The organism is Brevibacillus porteri, from assembly GCF_003013475.1.
In the GTDB taxonomy this organism is placed as follows: Bacteria; Bacillota; Bacilli; order Brevibacillales; family Brevibacillaceae; genus Brevibacillus; species Brevibacillus porteri.
This window is the reverse complement of record NZ_PXZO01000001.1, coordinates 374,487-393,416: the sequence shown is the minus strand read 5'-3', so window position 1 is coordinate 393,416 and position 18,930 is coordinate 374,487. Positions and strand designations below refer to the sequence as shown.

At 48.4% G+C, this 18,930-nt stretch carries 18 protein-coding genes; 5 read left to right on the top strand and 13 right to left on the bottom strand.

Features of this window, described 5'->3' with window-relative positions:
• Nucleotides 1-84 precede the first annotated feature (84 nt).
• Nucleotides 85-1,434 carry a glycosyltransferase family 4 protein gene (locus C7R92_RS01870; protein WP_106833024.1) on the bottom strand — a complete coding sequence of 450 codons (1,350 nt, stop codon included), beginning with the start codon at nt 1,432-1,434 and terminating at the stop codon, nt 85-87.
• A gap of 211 nt (nt 1,435-1,645) precedes the next feature.
• Here C7R92_RS01870 and C7R92_RS01865 point away from each other — a divergent pair, with 211 nt between their 5' ends.
• Both C7R92_RS01865 and C7R92_RS01860 read left to right on the top strand, forming a co-directional pair.
• On the top strand, nt 1,646-2,779 hold the full coding sequence (locus C7R92_RS01865; RefSeq protein ID WP_106833023.1) for a glycosyltransferase: 1,134 nt from the start codon (nt 1,646-1,648) through the stop codon (nt 2,777-2,779).
• A gap of 163 nt (nt 2,780-2,942) precedes the next feature.
• Nucleotides 2,943-3,770 (top strand): M55 family metallopeptidase, encoded by an 828-nt coding sequence (locus tag C7R92_RS01860; RefSeq protein WP_069845556.1) that lies wholly within the window; start codon nt 2,943-2,945, stop codon nt 3,768-3,770.
• 187 nt (nt 3,771-3,957) lie between these two features.
• Here C7R92_RS01860 and C7R92_RS01855 read toward each other — a convergent pair whose 3' ends face one another.
• The 6 genes from C7R92_RS01855 to C7R92_RS01830 all read right to left on the bottom strand — a co-directional run bounded on the left by C7R92_RS01855 (nt 3,958) and on the right by C7R92_RS01830 (nt 10,111).
• A complete protein-coding gene (locus C7R92_RS01855; protein WP_007728493.1) occupies nt 3,958-4,158 on the bottom strand; it encodes a cold-shock protein in 201 nt (66 codons plus the stop codon).
• A gap of 107 nt (nt 4,159-4,265) precedes the next feature.
• Nucleotides 4,266-5,030 (bottom strand): DUF4179 domain-containing protein, encoded by a 765-nt coding sequence (locus tag C7R92_RS01850; protein ID WP_106833022.1) that lies wholly within the window; start codon nt 5,028-5,030, stop codon nt 4,266-4,268.
• The gene (locus tag C7R92_RS01845) at nt 5,009-5,596 is read right to left on the bottom strand and encodes a sigma-70 family RNA polymerase sigma factor (protein ID WP_069845558.1); all 588 of its coding nucleotides are present in this window, start codon (nt 5,594-5,596) and stop codon (nt 5,009-5,011) included. Before C7R92_RS01845 ends, C7R92_RS01850 begins: the two co-directional genes overlap by 22 nt.
• A gap of 146 nt (nt 5,597-5,742) precedes the next feature.
• On the bottom strand, nt 5,743-7,041 hold the full coding sequence (locus C7R92_RS01840) for a nucleotide sugar dehydrogenase (protein ID WP_106833021.1): 1,299 nt from the start codon (nt 7,039-7,041) through the stop codon (nt 5,743-5,745).
• A gap of 284 nt (nt 7,042-7,325) precedes the next feature.
• Nucleotides 7,326-7,736 carry a DUF350 domain-containing protein gene (locus tag C7R92_RS01835; RefSeq protein WP_017251061.1) on the bottom strand — a complete coding sequence of 137 codons (411 nt, stop codon included), beginning with the start codon at nt 7,734-7,736 and terminating at the stop codon, nt 7,326-7,328.
• Between the two features lie 17 nt (nt 7,737-7,753).
• The gene (locus C7R92_RS01830) at nt 7,754-10,111 is read right to left on the bottom strand and encodes an endonuclease MutS2 (protein ID WP_106833020.1); all 2,358 of its coding nucleotides are present in this window, start codon (nt 10,109-10,111) and stop codon (nt 7,754-7,756) included.
• Nucleotides 10,112-10,355: 244 nt separating this feature from the next.
• Here C7R92_RS01830 and C7R92_RS01825 point away from each other — a divergent pair, with 244 nt between their 5' ends.
• A complete protein-coding gene (locus C7R92_RS01825; protein WP_017251059.1) occupies nt 10,356-10,730 on the top strand; it encodes a phage holin family protein in 375 nt (124 codons plus the stop codon).
• Nucleotides 10,731-10,825: 95 nt separating this feature from the next.
• Here C7R92_RS01825 and zapA read toward each other — a convergent pair whose 3' ends face one another.
• The 3 genes from zapA to pheS form a co-directional block, all read right to left on the bottom strand.
• Nucleotides 10,826-11,101, bottom strand: a complete 276-nt coding sequence (gene zapA / locus C7R92_RS01820; protein ID WP_007728510.1) for a cell division protein ZapA — start codon at nt 11,099-11,101, stop codon at nt 10,826-10,828.
• Between the two features lie 82 nt (nt 11,102-11,183).
• Nucleotides 11,184-13,607: a phenylalanine--tRNA ligase subunit beta gene (gene pheT, locus C7R92_RS01815; protein WP_106833019.1), complete on the bottom strand. Its 2,424-nt coding sequence runs from the start codon at nt 13,605-13,607 to the stop codon at nt 11,184-11,186.
• 15 nt (nt 13,608-13,622) lie between these two features.
• Nucleotides 13,623-14,657 (bottom strand): phenylalanine--tRNA ligase subunit alpha, encoded by a 1,035-nt coding sequence (pheS, locus tag C7R92_RS01810; protein ID WP_106833018.1) that lies wholly within the window; start codon nt 14,655-14,657, stop codon nt 13,623-13,625.
• A 484-nt stretch (nt 14,658-15,141) separates the two neighbouring features.
• Here pheS and C7R92_RS01805 point away from each other — a divergent pair, with 484 nt between their 5' ends.
• Nucleotides 15,142-15,861, top strand: coding sequence for a DUF2225 domain-containing protein (locus C7R92_RS01805; RefSeq protein WP_106833017.1), 720 nt, complete (start codon nt 15,142-15,144; stop codon nt 15,859-15,861).
• On the opposite strand, the gene C7R92_RS01800 is transcribed toward C7R92_RS01805, so the two are convergent.
• Entirely contained in the window at nt 15,858-16,685 is an 828-nt protein-coding gene (locus tag C7R92_RS01800) for a TrmH family RNA methyltransferase (RefSeq protein ID WP_069845562.1), read from the bottom strand. The two genes, C7R92_RS01805 and C7R92_RS01800, sit on opposite strands and share 4 nt — an antisense overlap.
• Before the next feature lie 4 nt (nt 16,686-16,689).
• Nucleotides 16,690-17,343, bottom strand: coding sequence for a potassium channel family protein (locus C7R92_RS01795; protein WP_007728524.1), 654 nt, complete (start codon nt 17,341-17,343; stop codon nt 16,690-16,692).
• 171 nt (nt 17,344-17,514) lie between these two features.
• Between C7R92_RS01795 and sspI the strand changes: the two genes are divergently transcribed.
• Entirely contained in the window at nt 17,515-17,751 is a 237-nt protein-coding gene (gene sspI / locus C7R92_RS01790) for a small acid-soluble spore protein SspI (RefSeq protein WP_069845563.1), read from the top strand.
• Between the two features lie 43 nt (nt 17,752-17,794).
• On the opposite strand, the gene C7R92_RS01785 is transcribed toward sspI, so the two are convergent.
• A complete protein-coding gene (locus tag C7R92_RS01785; protein WP_106833016.1) occupies nt 17,795-18,925 on the bottom strand; it encodes a GerAB/ArcD/ProY family transporter in 1,131 nt (376 codons plus the stop codon).
• Nucleotides 18,926-18,930: the final 5 nt, after the last annotated feature.

Here is an 18,930-nt window from a genome sequence, read left to right as displayed (position 1 = left end):
AGGTCCTTTTATTTTGAAGCAGAAGAAGTATGTCTGTCTTGAAGAAAACCCCGCAGCCTTCATTGGCTCCGGGGCTATGCTGTCCTATTTTTTTACCAGTTCATCCATCACGTTCGCCAGTTGCTTCGCCTGTTCACGACGTTCGTACGGTTTCACACGTTCTGCAAAATCCGCTCCGCGTTTCTCGCTACCCGTTTGTCCTTGCCCTTTCCACTCCTGGTACAGCTTCAGGTACGCTTGCTTGATCTCGTCTTTTTGCTCTGGATCGGCTACTTGTCCGAGACGGAAATCTTCAATAATCTCTGTCGCTTCGCCTCTTTTGTTCAGAGCAAGAATCGGGTTGCCAATCCCCATGTATTCGTAGAGCTTGCCCGGAATATACGCTCCGGCGTCAGCGGACACATCCCCGATCAGCAACAGGGCATTCGCACCTTTCATTAGTCCGAGTGCTTCTTTATGCGGCAGGTTCCCCAACACGCGAACGATGTCCCCCAGCCCCAATGCTTCTACACAGTCGCGATTTTCGGAATAACTTGGATAATCGAACACCCCTGCAAAGCTGAGTAAGAGATCATTTCGGTCTACTGCTTTTTCATCGATGAGTTCCCGGATGGCTTGCAGGAGTAGGCGTGGGTTGCGCTTTTGATACAAAATACCTGCGTACACCGCATGAAATTTGTCCGGAGCAGCATGGCTAGGCGCCAACCCTTGAAAATCAGCCTGATCAAACCCATTGTAGATCAGTTCCATCCGCTTGATACGATCCTGGTGCTTCTCGCGAAAATTATAGGCGAAGGTCGCGGTAACGGTCGTGATCGCATCCGCTTGGGACATCACGGCCTCCTCCATTCGCTCTTCCATACGCTCTCGCCATTCGATGCCAGAGGTGTGCATATTTTGCGTCCACGGATCTCGGAAATCCGCTACCCATTTGCAGCCAAACTCACGGGAAAGCTTTTTCGCAATCAAATGGTTCGTAACCGGTCCCGATGTAGAAAAAATCACGTCGATCTTTTCACGGCGCATAATTTCCCGCCCCAGCTTGAGCGCATTCGGCATCCACAGGATTTGGTCGTCTGGAATCAATAAGTATGGCTTTACTTTTTTCAGCACATGGACGATCTGTTTTTTTACCTTCGCTTTGAACGAAGGCTGTGATGGTGTGGACGTTGTATTGGCACTTGCTGATGCGGCTTGTCCCCCTCGATTCGGCAGCAGCTGCCATTCCTTCGCACGGTGAATGGTGACATCACTCGGTAGCTGTGCCAAAAGGGATGGATCGAGCGTCGCATGATAAGCAGGATCTACTGTCAGCACATGGACATTCCAGCCAAACTCCCCTAAATATTTGGCCATTTTCAACGGTCTTGGCACGCCGCCTCCACCAATTGGAGGAAATATGTAGCATATGATCAACACATTGTGCGTATTCATTTACGTAACCGTCCTTCTCCATTTCAATTTTCCATCATCAACGATACCATAAGTGCTGTCTTATTGCGAATCTAGCAGGCATCTGCTATAGTGAGAATGGCTTTGTTTACAAATTATCCTTCATTTTCGGCACACCACCTGTATTGGGTCGTGCCTCCATGTACATACCTCGGTAGAGGTTGTTTTTTAATTACGATTCGGGTGAATTCAGATGAGCAAATTACGAGTCCTCCACGTGATTGGCGGGGGGGAATTTGGCGGTGCTGAACAACATATTCTCAATTTGGTCACTACTTTTCCAGTCGACGAAGTAGATGTCGCAGTCGTATGCTTCTATGATTCTCTCTTCGCGAGTAAATTGCGGGAATCAGGCATCCAAGTCATTACACTGAATCAATTCGGACGTTTTGACTTACGATTGCTGCAGGCTCTGCGGAATGCCTTTTCCACATTCCAACCAGCGATTATCCATACGCATGGGATTAAAGCCAATTTCTTTTCCCGACTGGCAGCTCGCGGTATGAAGGTGCCTTTACTGACCACTGTTCACAGCTCACTCCGTTATGATTATACAAGCTCCTTGGCCTATGCCATTGTCAGCATGATGGAAATGAGCACGAGACATTGGAACCGTCATTATATCGCGATCAGTGGTGCGATTGCCGATATTTTGCGGGGGCAGGGTGTTCGCTCGTCTGACATTAGCGTGATTTATAACGGAATGGACATGAAGCCTTATCGGCAAAACCATTTACGGGAGAATGACCGCAATCGACTGCGTGCGGAATGGAACATACCAGAGGACGCCTTTTTATTCGGGACAGCAGCTCGCTTTGTTCCCGTAAAAGGTCTCCCGATTCTGCTCGATGCTTTTCATACGCTTGTGGCGGACAAGAATGAGGTCCCTTATCTCGTGTTGATCGGAGACGGCTCTGAACGTGCTGCGCTCGAAGCCAAGGTGAAAGAATTGGGCCTAGAATCGCGTGTTCGCTTTGCAGGATTTCGGCAAGATATTCCTGCGTGCTTGCATGCCTTAGATGGCTTTGTCCACTCTTCTCTGTACGAAGGGCTAGGCTATACGATCATCGAGGCAATGGCTTCGGAGGTTCCTGTCATAGCAAGCAATGTCGGCGGCGTGAAAGAGTTTGTTTTCGATGGCGAGACGGGGCTGATCGTCGAACCGGGAAATCCCGCTTTGTTGGCGCAAGCAATGGAACGGTTATGGACTTCACCACAGTTGCGTGAGACCATGGTGCAACACGCTCTGAATAAAGTAGAATCCACTTTTACCATTCAACTCATGACCGAACAAATTGTTGCTCTTTATCGCACGTTACTGAAATGACGAAAAGCACGGTGAAACGCGAACAGCGGGCATCGTGCTTTTTTCATATGATTTGTTTGAAGAATCTGTTTTTGTGGTTGCCTACTCATGATCAATCTGGTTACATATGAATTGGAACTATTTTGTATAGCAAGCTGTACCAGACAGAAAGGGTGAAAATGAGATGAAACTATTTCTTTCGGTAGACATGGAAGGTATTTCAGGCATTGTGGATACGAGCTATATTAACCCGGATTCGGGGGTTAACTATCAGCGTGGCCGCCAGTTTATGACGGACGATGCCAATGCGGTTATTGAAGCTGCACTTGAGTCTGGCGTAACAGAAATTGTTGTAGCAGACAGTCACAACACGATGAACAACATTCTCTGGGAAAAGCTCCATCCTAAAGCGAGACTGTTGGCAGGTTCTCCACGCGATTCATCCATGATGCAGGGACTCGATGAGAGCTTTGATGCAGCGATGTTTATCGGCTATCATACCCGCCAAGGGATTCCTGGCGTGCTCAGCCATACGATGTCCGGTGTGGTTCACAATATGTATATCAACGGACAAGTCGTGGGTGAGTTCGGCTTTAACGCCGCGATTGCAGGCATGCACAACGTTCCTGTTGTCATGGTGTCTGGTGATAATCTCATCGCCGTCGAAGCCCAGGAACTGATTCCAGGTATTCAGACAGCGATCGTGAAGGAAGCTGTATCCCGCACAGCTGCTATCTGTCTCTCGCGTGAAGAAGCGACCGCTGAACTGAAGCGCAAGACGGCCAATGCCTTGCGCAATCGGAACAACATCCAGCCATTCCGTACAGCTGTACCTGTAGAGCTGGCGATGGAATTCTCCCATGCAGGACAAGCCGAGATGGCCGCAATTGTCCCGGGCACGCGCTATGAAACAGCTACAAACATGGTTTATTACAATGCAGCCAATCCGCAGGATATGTACAAAACGATGCGGGCTATGCTGAACCTGGCGTCAGGTGCAGAGTTTTTCTAAACAGGTGAGGAGAGAACGGAAGACTAAAAAACAGTTCTTCCGTTCTCTCTTTCTGTTTTTTCGCATCTTTTTTCATTTTTTATTTGTTTTTACAAAGCCAAAGCCACTGAGAAAGAAGTACATTTCCTACTCCTAATCCAAATAAAAAAGCAGACCCATCACCTGAGTCTGCTTGTCGTTTCAGCTTTTATAGTCTCCGAACGTTCGTCGCTTGAGGACCGCGTTGACCGTTTTCTACGTCAAACTCAACCTCTTGCCCTTCGTCCAAGGATTTGTACCCTTCGCCCTGAATAGCAGAGAAATGAACGAATACGTCATCTCCACCATCACGCTCGATAAAACCGAAACCTTTTTCACTGTTAAACCACTTTACTCTTCCACGTTCCATTTTTTGCCTCCTAGCATGTAACCCTTACATGACATTTGAAATATTGTCTTACCTCGGTTACTATTGCCATTTACAAGGCTTATTATACGTGATCGAGCTTTTTTCTCCTATTTCGCAGCCTTTGTGGCTTCTTTTGCTTTGCTCTGGTCAACAACAATTTGTCCCTTCCAATTGCCTTTTGTTTTGCCGATCCGGTTCACATCGACATTCAAGGTGAGTGGCTGTGGTAGCTCGAACCCACTCGCGAGGAAGGCCAGAACGCCCTCTGGCTTATCGTGATCCGCTATTCCCACCTCTACTTCCTTACCGGACTCGTCCGTTAAGTAGAAAGGCAAATGATCCTCTTTGCTGGTCCCGATAAAGTTTAGGACACTCGTACCTTCCACGCCTTTATCCTGGTACACGGGATTGCCATTTTGTTCGCCTACCACATCTAATTCTGTCGTATCGAACTCGAAAGGCACCAATTCTCCGTTTTGTTGTTCGATTCGATAGTGCAGCAGAACTTTGGATTCTTCCGCATACACTTCCGTAAAATGAATGGTAATTCCTTGATCGGTTATTTTTTGATCGATCGGAATAGACAGCCCTTCTGCCGCTGCTCGCTTAACCCCTTCATCCACCAAACTGTTCAAGTTTTTTGGTTTGTCTGCAAAATATGAAGTTCCATTTAAAGCCGCATATACGCCAGTCGGCAGTACAATAGCAGCAACCAATCCCATCATAACTAATCTTTTCTTCATCGTTATAGTCTCCTTTTTTTCGTGATAGCGTTGAAAGGACTGCCTGACTCGATGGTCTACTTCACCAGGAATCATGGTCTCGTCAATTTGTTTGGTGAGTGACTGTTTTATGATTTTCTCGATAGACATGTTTGGAGCTCCTCCTCATTCCACTCGACGTCAAACGACTCTCGGATTCGCTTTAATGCCAGATGATTTCTCGATTTTGCTGTCCCCACTGGTATTTGCAGCAGTTCGGCAATCTGATCGTATGTGTAATCGTAGTAATACCGATAAATAACCACGATCCGCAGCTTGAAAGGCAGCTTTTGGATTGCTTGCTGCATCTCTGTGGCAGACTCCATCGCAAGCATTGGCTCATCTGGCGTTTCGACATGTTGCTTTTCTTCCAAGTTCTGTTTTCGTTCTAACAGACGGAATCTTCTCCAAATCTGTCTACGCCAGTTCTTCACCTGTCTAACGACAATCCCATTCACCCAGAAAAGAAACGGACGCTTGCGATCATAGCCAGGCAGTGATCTCCATAGCTGATAGTAAACTTCGCTCACAATATCGTGAACATCTTCTTTATTCGTGACCATGGCTGATACGGTCCCGTAAACTTTTGTCCGTGTCATGCTGTAGACCACCTCAAAAGCTTCTTGATCTCCATCAAGCAAACGGTCCAGCCACAGTTCTAACATTTGATCATTCATCGGAGGGCCCCCTGAAATTGTATACACCTTGTATTGGCTCTCTCGTTCAATATGGTTCACTACTTTATGAAAAAAAACCTCTCCAAACGCTTCTACGTGCGTTTAGAGAGGTTTTCTCATATGAATCAATGGTACTTGTTCAAGAATTAAATGCGCACCACAGTCGCCTTGCTGACAAGGTCACGCGGGATGCGGTTCTTCGTATCGAAGAGGATCGGCGCGTCAGCCATCTTTTCAGCCACATTGGCCCAATCCGCCTCAGCAAATTCCTTTTGCACAGCAGTCAGGAACAACGCATCTGCTCCATTCACTGCTTTCTCAAAACTGTCAACCTTGTGATCATACACAGTAGGAACAGCTGGATCGTAGGAACGAACGTCTACTCCTTTTACTATGAGCTGCTTGATCAGGTCGTGGACAGGACTTACGCGGTCGTCATTGGAAAAGTCTTTCATCGCCATCCCCAATACAGCTACGCGGCTTCCTGCCAATGTCTTGCCGTTATTCTTCAGGGCTTGCTCAAGCATGCTGATCAACACTTCAGGTACTGCATCATTCGTGTTGCGGGCCAGTTGCAGAATCGGGAGGTTTACTTCCAATTCACGTGCCTTAGGCTGCAAGTAGTACAGCGCATTCGGCAAGCAGAAGCCACCTACACCCGGTCCTGGCGATAACATGTTTACACGCGTGTGTGTATTGGCAACCTTGATCAGCTCGAACGTATCGATGCCGAATGCCTCAGAGAAACGAGCAAATTCCTGTACCATCGCAATGTTCACATCACGCTGGATGTTCTCGATGACTTTTGCTGTCTCGACTACGCGGATATCCGAGATCGTGATGTCCGTCTCGCTGATGAAGGACAGCAACTCTTTTCCTTTTTCAGCGCTTTGTTCATTGATGCCACCCAGAACGAGCGGCATATGGATGAACTCTTCAAAAGCACGACCCTCTGCAATTCGCTCCGAGCAGTATGTCAGGAAGAAATCAACACCAGCAACAAGACCACTTGTTTCCTCCAAAATCGGCAGAATCACGTCTTCTGTCGTTCCTGGTACGACGGTGCTGCGGATCATGATGGTATCGCCTTTTTTCAGTACGCGACCGAGCGATTGTGCACAGCTTTTCAGCGGTCCGAGATCAGGATCACCGTTATGAACAGGCAATCCGACTGTTACAATATAGTTATGGACTTCCGCAGCAGCTTCCTCGTAGGAGGTCGTTGCACGGAAACGTTTTGCTTCAATCTGCTCTTTAAGGATCTCTGGCAACGTTTTTCCCTGATAGGACTCCAGGTGATGGGAATGTGCCGCATTGATCTCATCGACGACATGCGGTAAGGCGTCAATACCGATGACGTTTGCTCCTTTCATGGCATAGGTAAGCGCCAACGGCAAGCCTACAAACCCCAATCCCACAACAGCTACGCGTACAGGTTGAGTCATTGCGTATCTCCTCTTTCACATTCTCCAAGTAAGGTCCGTATGACTGTAGAAGAAGTCAGGCGGCCAACTTGCGCATATTTTTAGGACAGGTAGTAAACACCTGCAGCGATAAAAAGCACACACAATCCGATGAGGACCTTGTACAACGTTTCCAAGGCTGTTCCTCCCCCATACAATCTTGGCTTGTCCTCTTTTTCGTAAAAAGGACTTTGATTGGGCTGAATAGTTTGGTACTCTTTCGCCAAATCAAATTATACTCTCGTTTGAAATATCGTTCAACCCGTCTAACGAGGCAAGGATGCCCCTATGATATACGAAAATCCGATGGACAGGACCATCGCAATAAAACCAATAGCCCTGTTATCTTTTGCAATTTCCTGATCGACATTAAAGGTAGGGGTCATGAATTCAAAAATGAAGTACGCAGACAACAACAGGAAAAATCCGAATGTCGCCCAAATCAACGCTTCTCCCAAAGAAAAATGCGCCTGAATGGAATAACGGAAAATGTTCGCGATCCCAAAAATTTTCCCGCCTGTTGCCATTGCTACTGCCATGTTCCCGCGCTTCAATTCTTCCCAAACACGATATCGCGTTACCAGTTCAAAAATGGCTAAGAATAACACCATCGCCAGTCCAGACACAGTAAAATAAGCTGCAGTTGCAAAATATGGATTGTGTAGAAGGCTTTCCATATGTCCCTCCCGACCTCTTATTTCAATTCGGCAATGGTAGCACCTACGCCGCCTTCTCCTTGACCACCTAAGCGGAAGGATTTTACATTACGATGACTTCTCAAATACTCGTGCACGCCTTTGCGCAGTACCCCTGTCCCGTGTCCGTGAATAATGGAGACCGAGTGCAAGCCTGCCAACAGCGCATCATCTAAGAACTGATCGATTTCCCGAATGCTGTCCTCAACGTTGTAGCCGCGCAGGTCAAGATCCATCTTGATATTGTCACTGCGACGCTTCACAGAGGTGTACGGAGCCGCTTGCGGTTTTTGCTGGATGGAGTTTTGTACATGCATATCATCGCGCTTCACCTTCATTTTCATGATCCCGATCTGCACGAGGAATTCTTCATTGTTTACTTTTTCCAGCACGGTTCCTTTTTGTCCGAAGCTCGTCACCATTACCTCGTCGCCCACCTTGATCTGTGTGGCACGAACGGCTTTCGCAGGCTTCTTCACCTTTTCCTTCTCCAACTCAAGGACGGCATTGCCCAAGCGCTTCTTCGCATTGATGAGACGATGCTCCTTGATTTCCATGCCTTCTGCCATCATCTCGCGCAGCTCGCGAATGATTGTTTCCGCTTCTTCTTTTGCGAGTTGGACCGCAATTCGCGCTTCGTCTTCTGCTCGCTCCATTCGCTTGTTTTTCTCTTCAGCAAATTGGGCGCGCTCTTCTTCCAGCTGTCTACGCAGCTCTTCCGATTCCTCGCGTGCCGCTTTTGCCGCCAACCTGTCTGCTTCCGCCGACTTGCGATTACGCTCCAACGAAGCGATCATGCTCTCGACCTGATTGTCTTCCTCACTGATCGAGCCGCGCGCTACATCAATGATGTGTTCCGGCAATCCCAGACGTCTTGCGATGGCAAACGCGTTAGATCGACCAGGCACCCCGATGAGCAAGCGATAAGTAGGACGTAGCGTCTGTACGTCAAATTCTACGCTGGCGTTGATGACCTCGGGTCTATCGTAGGCATACGCCTTCAATTCACTGTAGTGTGTCGTTGCGACCAATCTCGCACCGGAATCAATCACATGGTCGATAATGGACATGGCCAGAGCAGCACCCTCTGTCGGGTCTGTTCCTGCCCCTAGTTCGTCAAACAGTACCAAGCTCTTGTCATCCATTTTCGCCAAGATTTGAATAATATTGGTCATATGGCTTGAGAATGTAGACAGGCTCTGCTCGATGGATTGCTCATCCCCGATATCGGCAAAAACGGAGGAGAATACGGTCATCTCGCTCTCTTCCTCTGCCGGAATATGCAAGCCTGCCATGGTCATCAAGGACAGCAGTCCGATTGTTTTGAGGGAAACGGTTTTTCCGCCTGTATTCGGGCCTGTCACAACAATCGCCTGATACTCTCCACCTAGCTCCACATCTACAGGAACGACAACTTCTCGTGGAATGAGTGGATGACGCGCTTTTCGCATGTTTACGTATCCGCGATCATTGATGCGTGGACAGATCGCCTTCATGCTCCAGGCAAGCTGAGCCTTGGCAAACATGAAATCGAGCTCTGTCAGCGCTTCTGTGTTCTCGATCAAAGCTTCTACCGCAAAGGACACCTGCTCCGTCAACACATACAGAATGCGCTCCACTTCACGTTCCTCGCGCAGGCGAAGCTCGCGAAGCTTGTTGTTCATCTCGACGATCACTTCCGGCTCGATAAAGAGCGTCGCCCCAGATGCCGACTGATCGTGAACAATTCCGCCAAATACAGAACGATACTCCTGCTTCACCGGAATGACGAAACGATCGCCACGAATCGTAACGATGTTTTCCATCAGCATTTTTTGGTAAGTAGACGAGCGTGTCATTTGATCGAGCTTTTCGCGAATGCGCGACTCGAGTTGTCTGATCTCTTGACGTACCTGACGCAATTCAAGACTCGCGCTATCCAAAATATCGCCATTTTCATCAACACAGCGGCGAATTTCGGTTTCCAACTCGCGCAGGCCCTCAATCCGCTCTGCCTGCTGTTGCAATAATGGCAGCTCGTGATCCTCACACATATCGAGTAAAAACGTTTTGAGCCTGCGTCCGGCCATAACGGTGCTGGCGATATCCAGCAATTCCATCGGGGCGAGCATGGCGTTCAATCTGGCGCGCTGTACGGGACCGCGGATATCGCGAATGCCACCGAGAGGCACGCTGCCTTTTAGGCGTAACACGGTTGCTGCTTGTTCTGTCCCTTGCTGAGCGGTTATGACTTCATCCAAGCGTAAAAAAGGAATCAGCTCTGATGCTTTTTCTTTTCCATATGTGCAAGATGCCTTGTCAATCAACAGGGCGACTATTTTATCGTATTCTAACGTCCTTAAAACCCGTTGTTCCACTGTGCTCCTCCTTCTTTATCCAGCGGCGACCGTTGTACCGTGCGGGCGGGAGCGACGGTCTATACCGGCAATCATTACGATCTCCCCATTATAACATGGCAGCGGAGCTTAGAAAACTTGGGCTACGGATAGCAGCGGACAAAGCACCACCGGCGAAGGATAATTTTACACGTTTTCGTTTGGCATAGTTCTACTCTTTGCGTGAGAGAATGAAAGGTGAAACAACCCTAAAGGAGGAGTACACTTGACGATCATGCGCCATATCGTCCGCTTTATCGTCGCTGCCGTAGTCCTGATGTTTGTCGGCTTTCTGGTCCCCGGCTTTTCGGTTAGCAGTTTTTGGACAGCTCTGTTCGCGGCCGTTGTCATCGCACTGATTGGCTGGGCCGTAGAAGCCATTTTCGGAGATCGAATTTCGCCGTACAATCGTGGTATTATCGGCTTCTTGGTCAGTGCCGTCGTGATTTATCTCACTCAGTTCATCGTCTCTGGCTTCCGCGTCACGATTCTTGGGGCGCTTCTCGCTTCCTTGGTGATCGGGATCATCGACTTGTTTATCCCGATCAAAACCCATATGGATATGCGCAATGGAGATGCCGGGAACAAGCAGGAGACATAGGAAAAATGCGACAAAGAGCCATCCCATCAAAGACGGGGTGGCTCTTCTCCTTTTACCCACAACGTGAAAAGAGAGGCATTCCGCCCCTCTTTTCCTTAATCTATCGGTTTAGCCTTTGCCTCTTCCTGAATGATTTTCAGCAGTTCTTCGTACTCCTGACGCAAGCGGAAGTATTCATCCGCAATATTGACTGCAGAAAGTACGGCAATTTTGGCAGTATCCAGTCGATGGTTGCCGTTTGCGATTTCGTTCATCTTGTCATCAACGAAACCGGCCACCATGCGTATGTGATTGACACTTGCCTTGCCACTGAGCCGGTATTGTTGGCCAAAGATGTCCACCGTCAAACGATTTTTCCCATCACCTTGCACGAGAGGTACCTCCCTACTGCGACCTTTGCTCTACTTTATCCTTTTTTAGGTTACTGAAAATGTCAGATTTCGTCAAGCAATCTTACATGCGCAGTTCAGCGCCTGTGTTGTTTTTCAAGGCTTCGACGACAGCAGTGGTCACTTGTTGAATCTCTTCGTCCTGCAAGGTACGTTCTGCGTGACGGAATACAAGGGCAAATGCCATGCTCTTCTTATCTTGGGCAATACGCTCACCCATGTATACATCGAACAGGGTTACGGACTCGAGCAGCTCGCCTGCCGCTTTACGAATCGTTGCTTCCAATGCACCAGCAGCTACACTGCGATCCACAACGAGAGCCAAGTCACGCGTTACCGCTGGGGACTTCGGCAACTGATTGTAATGTCCTACCTCTGCAGCTACATCAATCAAAGTAGCTACATTTAACTGGAATACGTACGTTTCGGACAGATCATACGCTTTTTCTGTACCCGGATGAACTTGCCCCAAATAGCCCAGTCGTTTTTCTCCTACCCATACTTCAGCAGTACGTCCTGGGTGCATACCCGCGATCTCCTGTACAGCTTTGTATTCAGCAGCTTGGATACCCAAACGAGCGAAGAGTGATTCCACAATCCCTTTGGTTTGGAAGAAATCAACAGGCTGCTTAGCGCCCATCCAGTTTTGTGTGAGCAGTTGTCCAGTCAATGCACCCGCTACATACAGACGCTCTTCTGGAAGCTGCGTGAGTGTTTCTTCTTTCGTCAAGAACACACGGCCCAATTCAAAAATCGCGACATCGTGGTTTTGGCGGTTTTTATTGTAAGCGACTGTTTCCAAGAGGCTAGGAATCAAGCTCGTGCGCAGAACGCTATGGTCTTCACTCATTGGCATCATGAGCGCAACAGGGTTTACCTTCTCCTGATGCAGACCCGCTACTGCCTCGACACGATCTGGATGAACCAATGCATAGGAAATCGCTTCATTCATGCCAGTACCGATCAGGTGATGACGGATGATACGGCGCAATTGCTGTTCTTTTGTCAATTGTCCCTGTGTGGTCGAACCGGAAGGCAAGCTGGTCGGAATGTTGTCGTAGCCGTACAGACGTGCAACCTCTTCCACCAAATCCTCTGGCAGCGTAATGTCGCCACGTCTTGTTGGAACCGTGACTGTCCATTTTTCGCCGGCTACTTCATATGGGAATTGCAGACGCTCGAAAATCGGCGATACCTCAGAAGCCGCCATGTCGGTTCCGAGATGCTGATTGATTTTTGCAAGCGTAACAGAAACAACAGCAGGCGTAGCTTCGCTTACAACAGCAGAGCTGATTCCTTTGGATACCGTTGCCCCTGACAATTGCTGAATCAGAGCAGCAGCGCGCTCTCCCGCTTCCTGCACACGTGCTTGGTCAACGCCTTTTTCCCAACGTACGCAGCCTTCTGTACGCATGCCGAGCATTCGAGCTGTACGGCGTACTGTTTTTGGCGTGAACCAAGCTGCTTCGAGAATGATTTCGCTCGTCTCGCCTGTGATTTCTGAGTTAGCTCCGCCCATTACACCTGCGATCGCCAAGCCTTTGGTCTGGTCGGCAATCAGCAAGGTTTGCTCATCCAGCGTGCGCTCTTGATCGTCCAATGTCACGAGCTTTTCGCCTTCGTTTGCCAGTCGAACGACAATAGAGCGATCAACTACCTGTGTCGCATCAAAAGCATGTAGCGGCTGACCGTACTCGAGCAGGACGTAGTTGGTCACGTCTACCACGTTGTTGATCGGACGAATTCCCGCTGCCATCAGGCGATTTTTCATCCATTGCGGAGATGTCGCGATTTTGGCGTTGGTGAAGTGACGACCGTGGTATTGATAACTTTCATTCGTCGCTTCGATCTTGACTTGGATCGGGTTGTCGCCACCGTTTTCGATCAGCTCGATTTGTGGGAATACCACTTCTTTGCCCAAAATAGCGGCTACCTCGTAAGCAACCCCCAGCATGCTCAAGCAATCCGAACGGTTCGGCGTCAGTCCCAATTCCAGCACATAGTCATCCAAGCCGAGGTACGAAATAGCATCCATTCCGATTTCCGCATCCGCTGGCAAGACCATAATGCCTTCTTGCTGATCTTTTGCCAGAAGCTTGTCGTTTAAGCCCAATTCTTTTGCCGAGCAAATCATCCCTTGGGATTCTACACCGCGCAGCTTGGAACGTTTGATATTCAAACCATCTGGGAGCTTCGCACCGATCAGGGCAACGAGAACTTTTTGTCCCTTGTCTACGTTCGCTGCTCCACAAACGATTTGCAGGTCTTCCCCTTGTCCTGCATCAACGACGCATACGTTGAGACGGTCTGCATCCGGGTGCTTGCTGCGTTCTTTTACATAACCGATCACAACACCGGATACACCTGCGTTGCGCGATTCAACTGCGTCTACTTCAATTCCGCTGCGAGTCAGCTTTTCAGCCAGCTCCTGGGGCGTCGTTCCACTCAGATCGACATATTCAGATAACCATTGGTACGATACCTTCATCTTTGCCTCTCCTCTCTAACCTCGATTGAATTGACGCAGGAAACGAACGTCGTTGGTATAAAAATGGCGGATGTCCTCCACCGCGTATTTGAGCATCGCAATTCGTTCTACACCCATACCGAATGCAAAGCCGCTGACTTCCTCAGGGTTGTAGCCGGCCATTTCCAGTACACGCGGGTGAACCATACCAGCACCCAAAATCTCGATCCAACCTGTTTGCTTACATACACGGCAGCCATGACCGCCGCAGTTGAAGCATTGCAGGTCTACTTCTACGGAAGGCTCCGTGAACGGGAAGAAGCTCGGGCGCAGACGAATTTGTTGGTTTTCCCCGAACATTTGACGGGCAAACGTCAAGAGGGTACCTTTCAAATCACTCATCCCGATTTTTTTATCAATCACGAGACCCTCGATCTGCGTGAATTGGTGGGAGTGTGTCGCATCGTCATCATCGCGGCGGTACACTTTACCCGGGCAGATCATTTTGAGTGGGGTCTTGCCTTCTTTTTTCAGCATCGTACGTGCTTGCACAGGAGATGTCTGCGTACGGAGCAACAGCTCTTCTGTGACGTAGAACGTATCTTGCATATCGCGTGCCGGGTGATCTTTCGGCAGGTTCAGCATCTCAAAGTTGAAGTGGTCCATTTCAACCTCAGGACCTTCTGCCACCTCAAAGCCCAGGCCGATGAAAATGTCTTCGATCTCTTCAATAATCCGAGAGAGCGGGTGCATGGTGCCTGCTGGTACTGGACGTCCCGGCAGTGTCACATCGATCGTTTGAGAAGAAAGCTTGGCAAAGAGAGCCGCTTCTTCAAAAGCTTTTTGTTTACCGGAGAACGCCGCTTCCAGCGCTTCCCTTACCTCATTCACCAGCTGACCGACAACTGGACGCTCTTCTGGGGACAGGCCACCCATTCCGCGCAGCAGTTCTGTCAACTCGCCCTTTTTCCCCAGGTATTTGACGCGCAAATCCTGAAGTTGTGCGGCTTCTGTCACTTGGCTGATTTGGCCCAGTGCGGACTCTTTCATTTCTTGCAACCGAGTTTGCACTTCGAATCGCTCCTTTTTCGTTTGATAAAATAACCTCTATCGAGGCTAACGTAAAAAAAAAAGAAAAACCCGCCCCAGAAAAGGGACGAGTTACTTTTTTCTCGCGGTACCACCCTTGTTAGACAATTCACTTCCACCCTGTGACAAATCCATGACAATATCACTAGTAGAAAGAGACATTTGTCTCACTTCAGATCATTGGTAACGGGTATGACCCGGCTGCTCCTACTGCGCGAAAAGCGGTTCAGAGTGCGGCTTTGGAGTGAATTCGGCAGCTATCATGTTAAAGATGCTCGCAGTCTGTGACATCTTCTCCCTGAAAAAACAGATAGGTCCTGCGTACTAGTCTCCGTCATCGCTTTACGTTATAATTGTGATGTAAGGAAAATTATAGCGCAACAAGAGAGAACTTTCAATTCTACAAATGTTACATATCAAGAGAGTGTTTTCATGTGTATGTTACCATTCGAAAGGGGATTTTGACATGATTGATAATGTTTCCGCCCTTTACGATAAGACAATCAACTGCCGCCATTGCCAAGCGACCTTTTCGACCAAAAGGATCAGAAGCGGTACGTTGACGATGGTCAATCGCGACAGCGATTTTTATACCACTTTTAAAGAGCAATCTTTAAATCCCATTATATATACCGTCAATGTCTGCCCTGAATGCGGCTTCGCCTTTACGGATCAATTCCGGGACAAGCTCGCCCCCTGGCAAAAGCAGATTGTGGATGAACAAATCTCCTCGAAATGGAAGCCAAAAGATTTTGGCAAGGTTCGTCATATACCAGAATCCATTGTCTGCTACAAGCTGGCCATTTACGCAGCTGAACTAACGGATCAGCCCCATTCCGTAAAAGCGGGTCTGTATTTGCGTCTCGCATGGCTTTATCGATTCCAGAAAAATGTCGCGGAAGAAATGCGCTTTATCGATATGGCCGTGGAAGAATATGAGCAATCGTATATTCATTCCGACTATACACGTGGCGACAAAGAAATGACCGAAGTTCGCTTGCTGTACTTGATTGGTGAGCTCTACCGCAGACTCGAAAAGTTTGACTTAGCCATCAAGTATTTCGGCAAGGCACTGGCTTTTCGCAACCACACCATTGAGAGCGGCATTATCCGGATGGCGCAAGATCAATGGCAACTCGCGCGCGAAGAGTATAAAGAGAAAAAAAGTGAGCAAAAGATCGGCTAAGCATGCCGATCTTTTCTTTTGCGTTGTGCCTCGTATACAAAAATTCCTGCTGCGACAGCTGCATTCAATGACTCTGCGCCGCCATAAAGCGGGATGTGAACGAATTGGTCTGCCCTGGCAAACATCTCTTTAGAGACGCCTCTTCCTTCATTTCCGATGACCATTGCCGTCAAACCAGCATAATCAGCCTCGTCATAGGAAACACTGTTTTGCTCCAAGGAAGAGATCAGAACTCGCCCTCCCTTTGCCTTCCATTCATCTGCTGTCTCGACTAACGACTGTGTAAAGACTGGGATGCGGAACAGTGCCCCCATTGTGGCACGTACCACTTTTCCATTGTAAATATCGACACTGCCACTCCCAAGTACGACACCATCGACTGCTGCCGCCTCTGCTGTACGTAAAATCGTGCCGAGGTTGCCCGGGTCTTGTATTTCGTCCAAAAAGAGGAGTAGCAAGCTGTCTTGTTCCTCTCTCTTCTGATCTACCCATTTTGCCCAATCTGCTGCTGTTTTTTTCACTTCGGCCACAATTCCTTGTGGTGACTTGGTTTCGGACAGCTTCGCCAGCACTGTCTCTGATGCCGCAATGACCTGAACAGCTTCCGGATGATTAGCCAGAGCACGTTGGCAGGCAGGGTCCATGTCACGCTGCTGATCATAAATAACCGTGACTACCTCCGCCCCGCTTTTTAACGCCTCCTCTACCAGATGCGCCCCTTCCACGAGAAAACGCTGCTGCTCTTCCCGTCCTTTCCGTGACAGCAACTGGTGCAATCGCTTTACCAGAGGGTTTTGTACCGAAGTAATGATTTCATTTGTCATAAACCTATGCCCGCTCCTCAAATTCGCGTAAGTCTTTGTTGTTCCCGATCACCACAAGCACGTCGCCGTATTGAATGACTTCATCCGGGCTAGGAGCGATGTTGAATTTATCTCCGCTTTTGATGGCAATAACGTTGACCTCGTATTTTTTCCGAATATCCAGTTGCCGCAAGTTTTGACCGACCAGCTTGGACGACACGACTACCTCCGCCACGCTGTAGTCCTCTGCCAGCTCAATAAAGTCAAGAACGTTAGAGGAGATCAGATTGTGGGCAACCCGCACCCCCATGTCGCGCTCAGGGAATACGACACGGTCAGCTCCTACCTTGTACAATACTTGTCCATGACGCTCATTCTGTGCTTTTGCCACGATCTTTTTGACACCCAAGTCTTTCAGTGTTAATACTGTCAGGATGCTCGCCTGAATATCGACCCCAATGGCCACGACGACTACGTCAAAATTGCGGATGCCGATTTCCTTCAAGGCCCGTTCATCCGTAGAATCAGCCGCTACCGCGTGCGTTACGTACTGAATATTTTCGTTAATACGCTCCTCGTTCTCATCTATTCCCATAACTTCATAATCCATCTCGTACAGCGTTCTCGCCACGCTAGAACCAAAACGTCCCATCCCGATAATGGCAAATTGCTTGGACATGTTAATCTTCTCCTTTACGGAACTTACCAATATCAAGCATTATAGCACATCCAAAACATCCGCCACAAAACGGTCATGAACGTTTTGTTCGAAAAGCATGGTATGCACAAATCAGCGTTTACAAATACTATTTCTTGAATTCATTCTCACAAGAGAGGTGTAAGCACGGTCATGAATATTGCCTCACTCAACTTACGTCAAGCGATCATGTACAAAATGCAGGGCTCAGATCCAAGCGCAGTCGAAGAAACCATCAGTGATGCCATCTCGAGCGGTCAGGAGAAGACGCTCCCCGGTTTAGGCGTTTTGTTTGAAGTGCTGTGGCAAAACAGCGATGCTTCCTCACGTCAATCCATGATTACGACGATCGCGGAACACTTGCCTGAGCAAGCCGAAAAACCGATCTAGCCACATCTTCTTCGAAAAAAGCATGCTACAAAGGGAGGGGCTCTTATGTCCCTCCCTTTTCATTGTTCACTTCCCGACCTTTGTTGAACTGATTGCGCATGAATTGGGTGATTGCCAGCAAAATGGGAATGATGATGGTGATCAAAAATCCCACGGCAGTCAAATGCTGTGTATAGGAAAACAACTCCACTATATTTTGCGGTACTAATGTGAGGAAAAAAAGTGGCACCATAATTACAATCGCAGTGATTCGCTGAAAACGAATGCCTTTGCGAAACCAGCGCCGCAATGAAAAAATCGTCGCGTAAAGCATATTCCCGATCGTTGTAAATACAGATGCAACCCAAATGGCAAGAAAGGCGGACTCAAAACGCTCCAAAAACCAACCGGTTCTCTGCGTTACCTTGACCAGTTCAAGCGTAGGCCAAACCAGCCTCTGCAATTCTTCATAGCCAAATACAGTAATGCCTGCGACAACCGTGATCAAATAAACGACAAGAGCAAAGCTCATTCCTGTTACGCTGGCCATCCCTAGTCTTGCCCCGGGAATAGCGAAGGCAAAGTAAACCATTAACAGCTCATACCCGGTATAGAGCGTATACGTATTCAGACCTGTTTTCATGACCTGTTTCCATGACTCTACTTGGAATGGCAATAAATTGTACCAATCTGCGTTCATGAAGGAGACGAGCGGAATCAAGAGAGACGGAAACAGGAGGAAAGGAATCAACAGCTCATTTATCCTTGCCACAACTTCAATCTCATGACAACACAGAAACATGACCAACAATAGCAACGTGATGATAATTACTTCCAGTGGCGTTTGCGGCAATACAGAGGTCACGACGACTTCCCCGAACAATCTGGCTGTGATTCCCGCATTGAGGAACTGATAGAGAATGAAAAGAAATACACACAGGGTTCCGATAGCACCACCAAATATCCTCGGCATAAATTCGACAAAGGTACTGCCAGGAAACTGGTTGCCTAAATAAACGATTGCCGCCACAGCCACGGATGCTATCAAAACACCTGCTATTGGTCCCAACCATCCCATTTGATGAAGGAGTTTGGTTGCCGTTCGCGGGATGATGAGAATACCTACCCCGATCATCGAACTGATCATAATGCTTGTCAGTTGCCAGGTACCAAAATTACGTTGCTGATTCTCCACAGTGA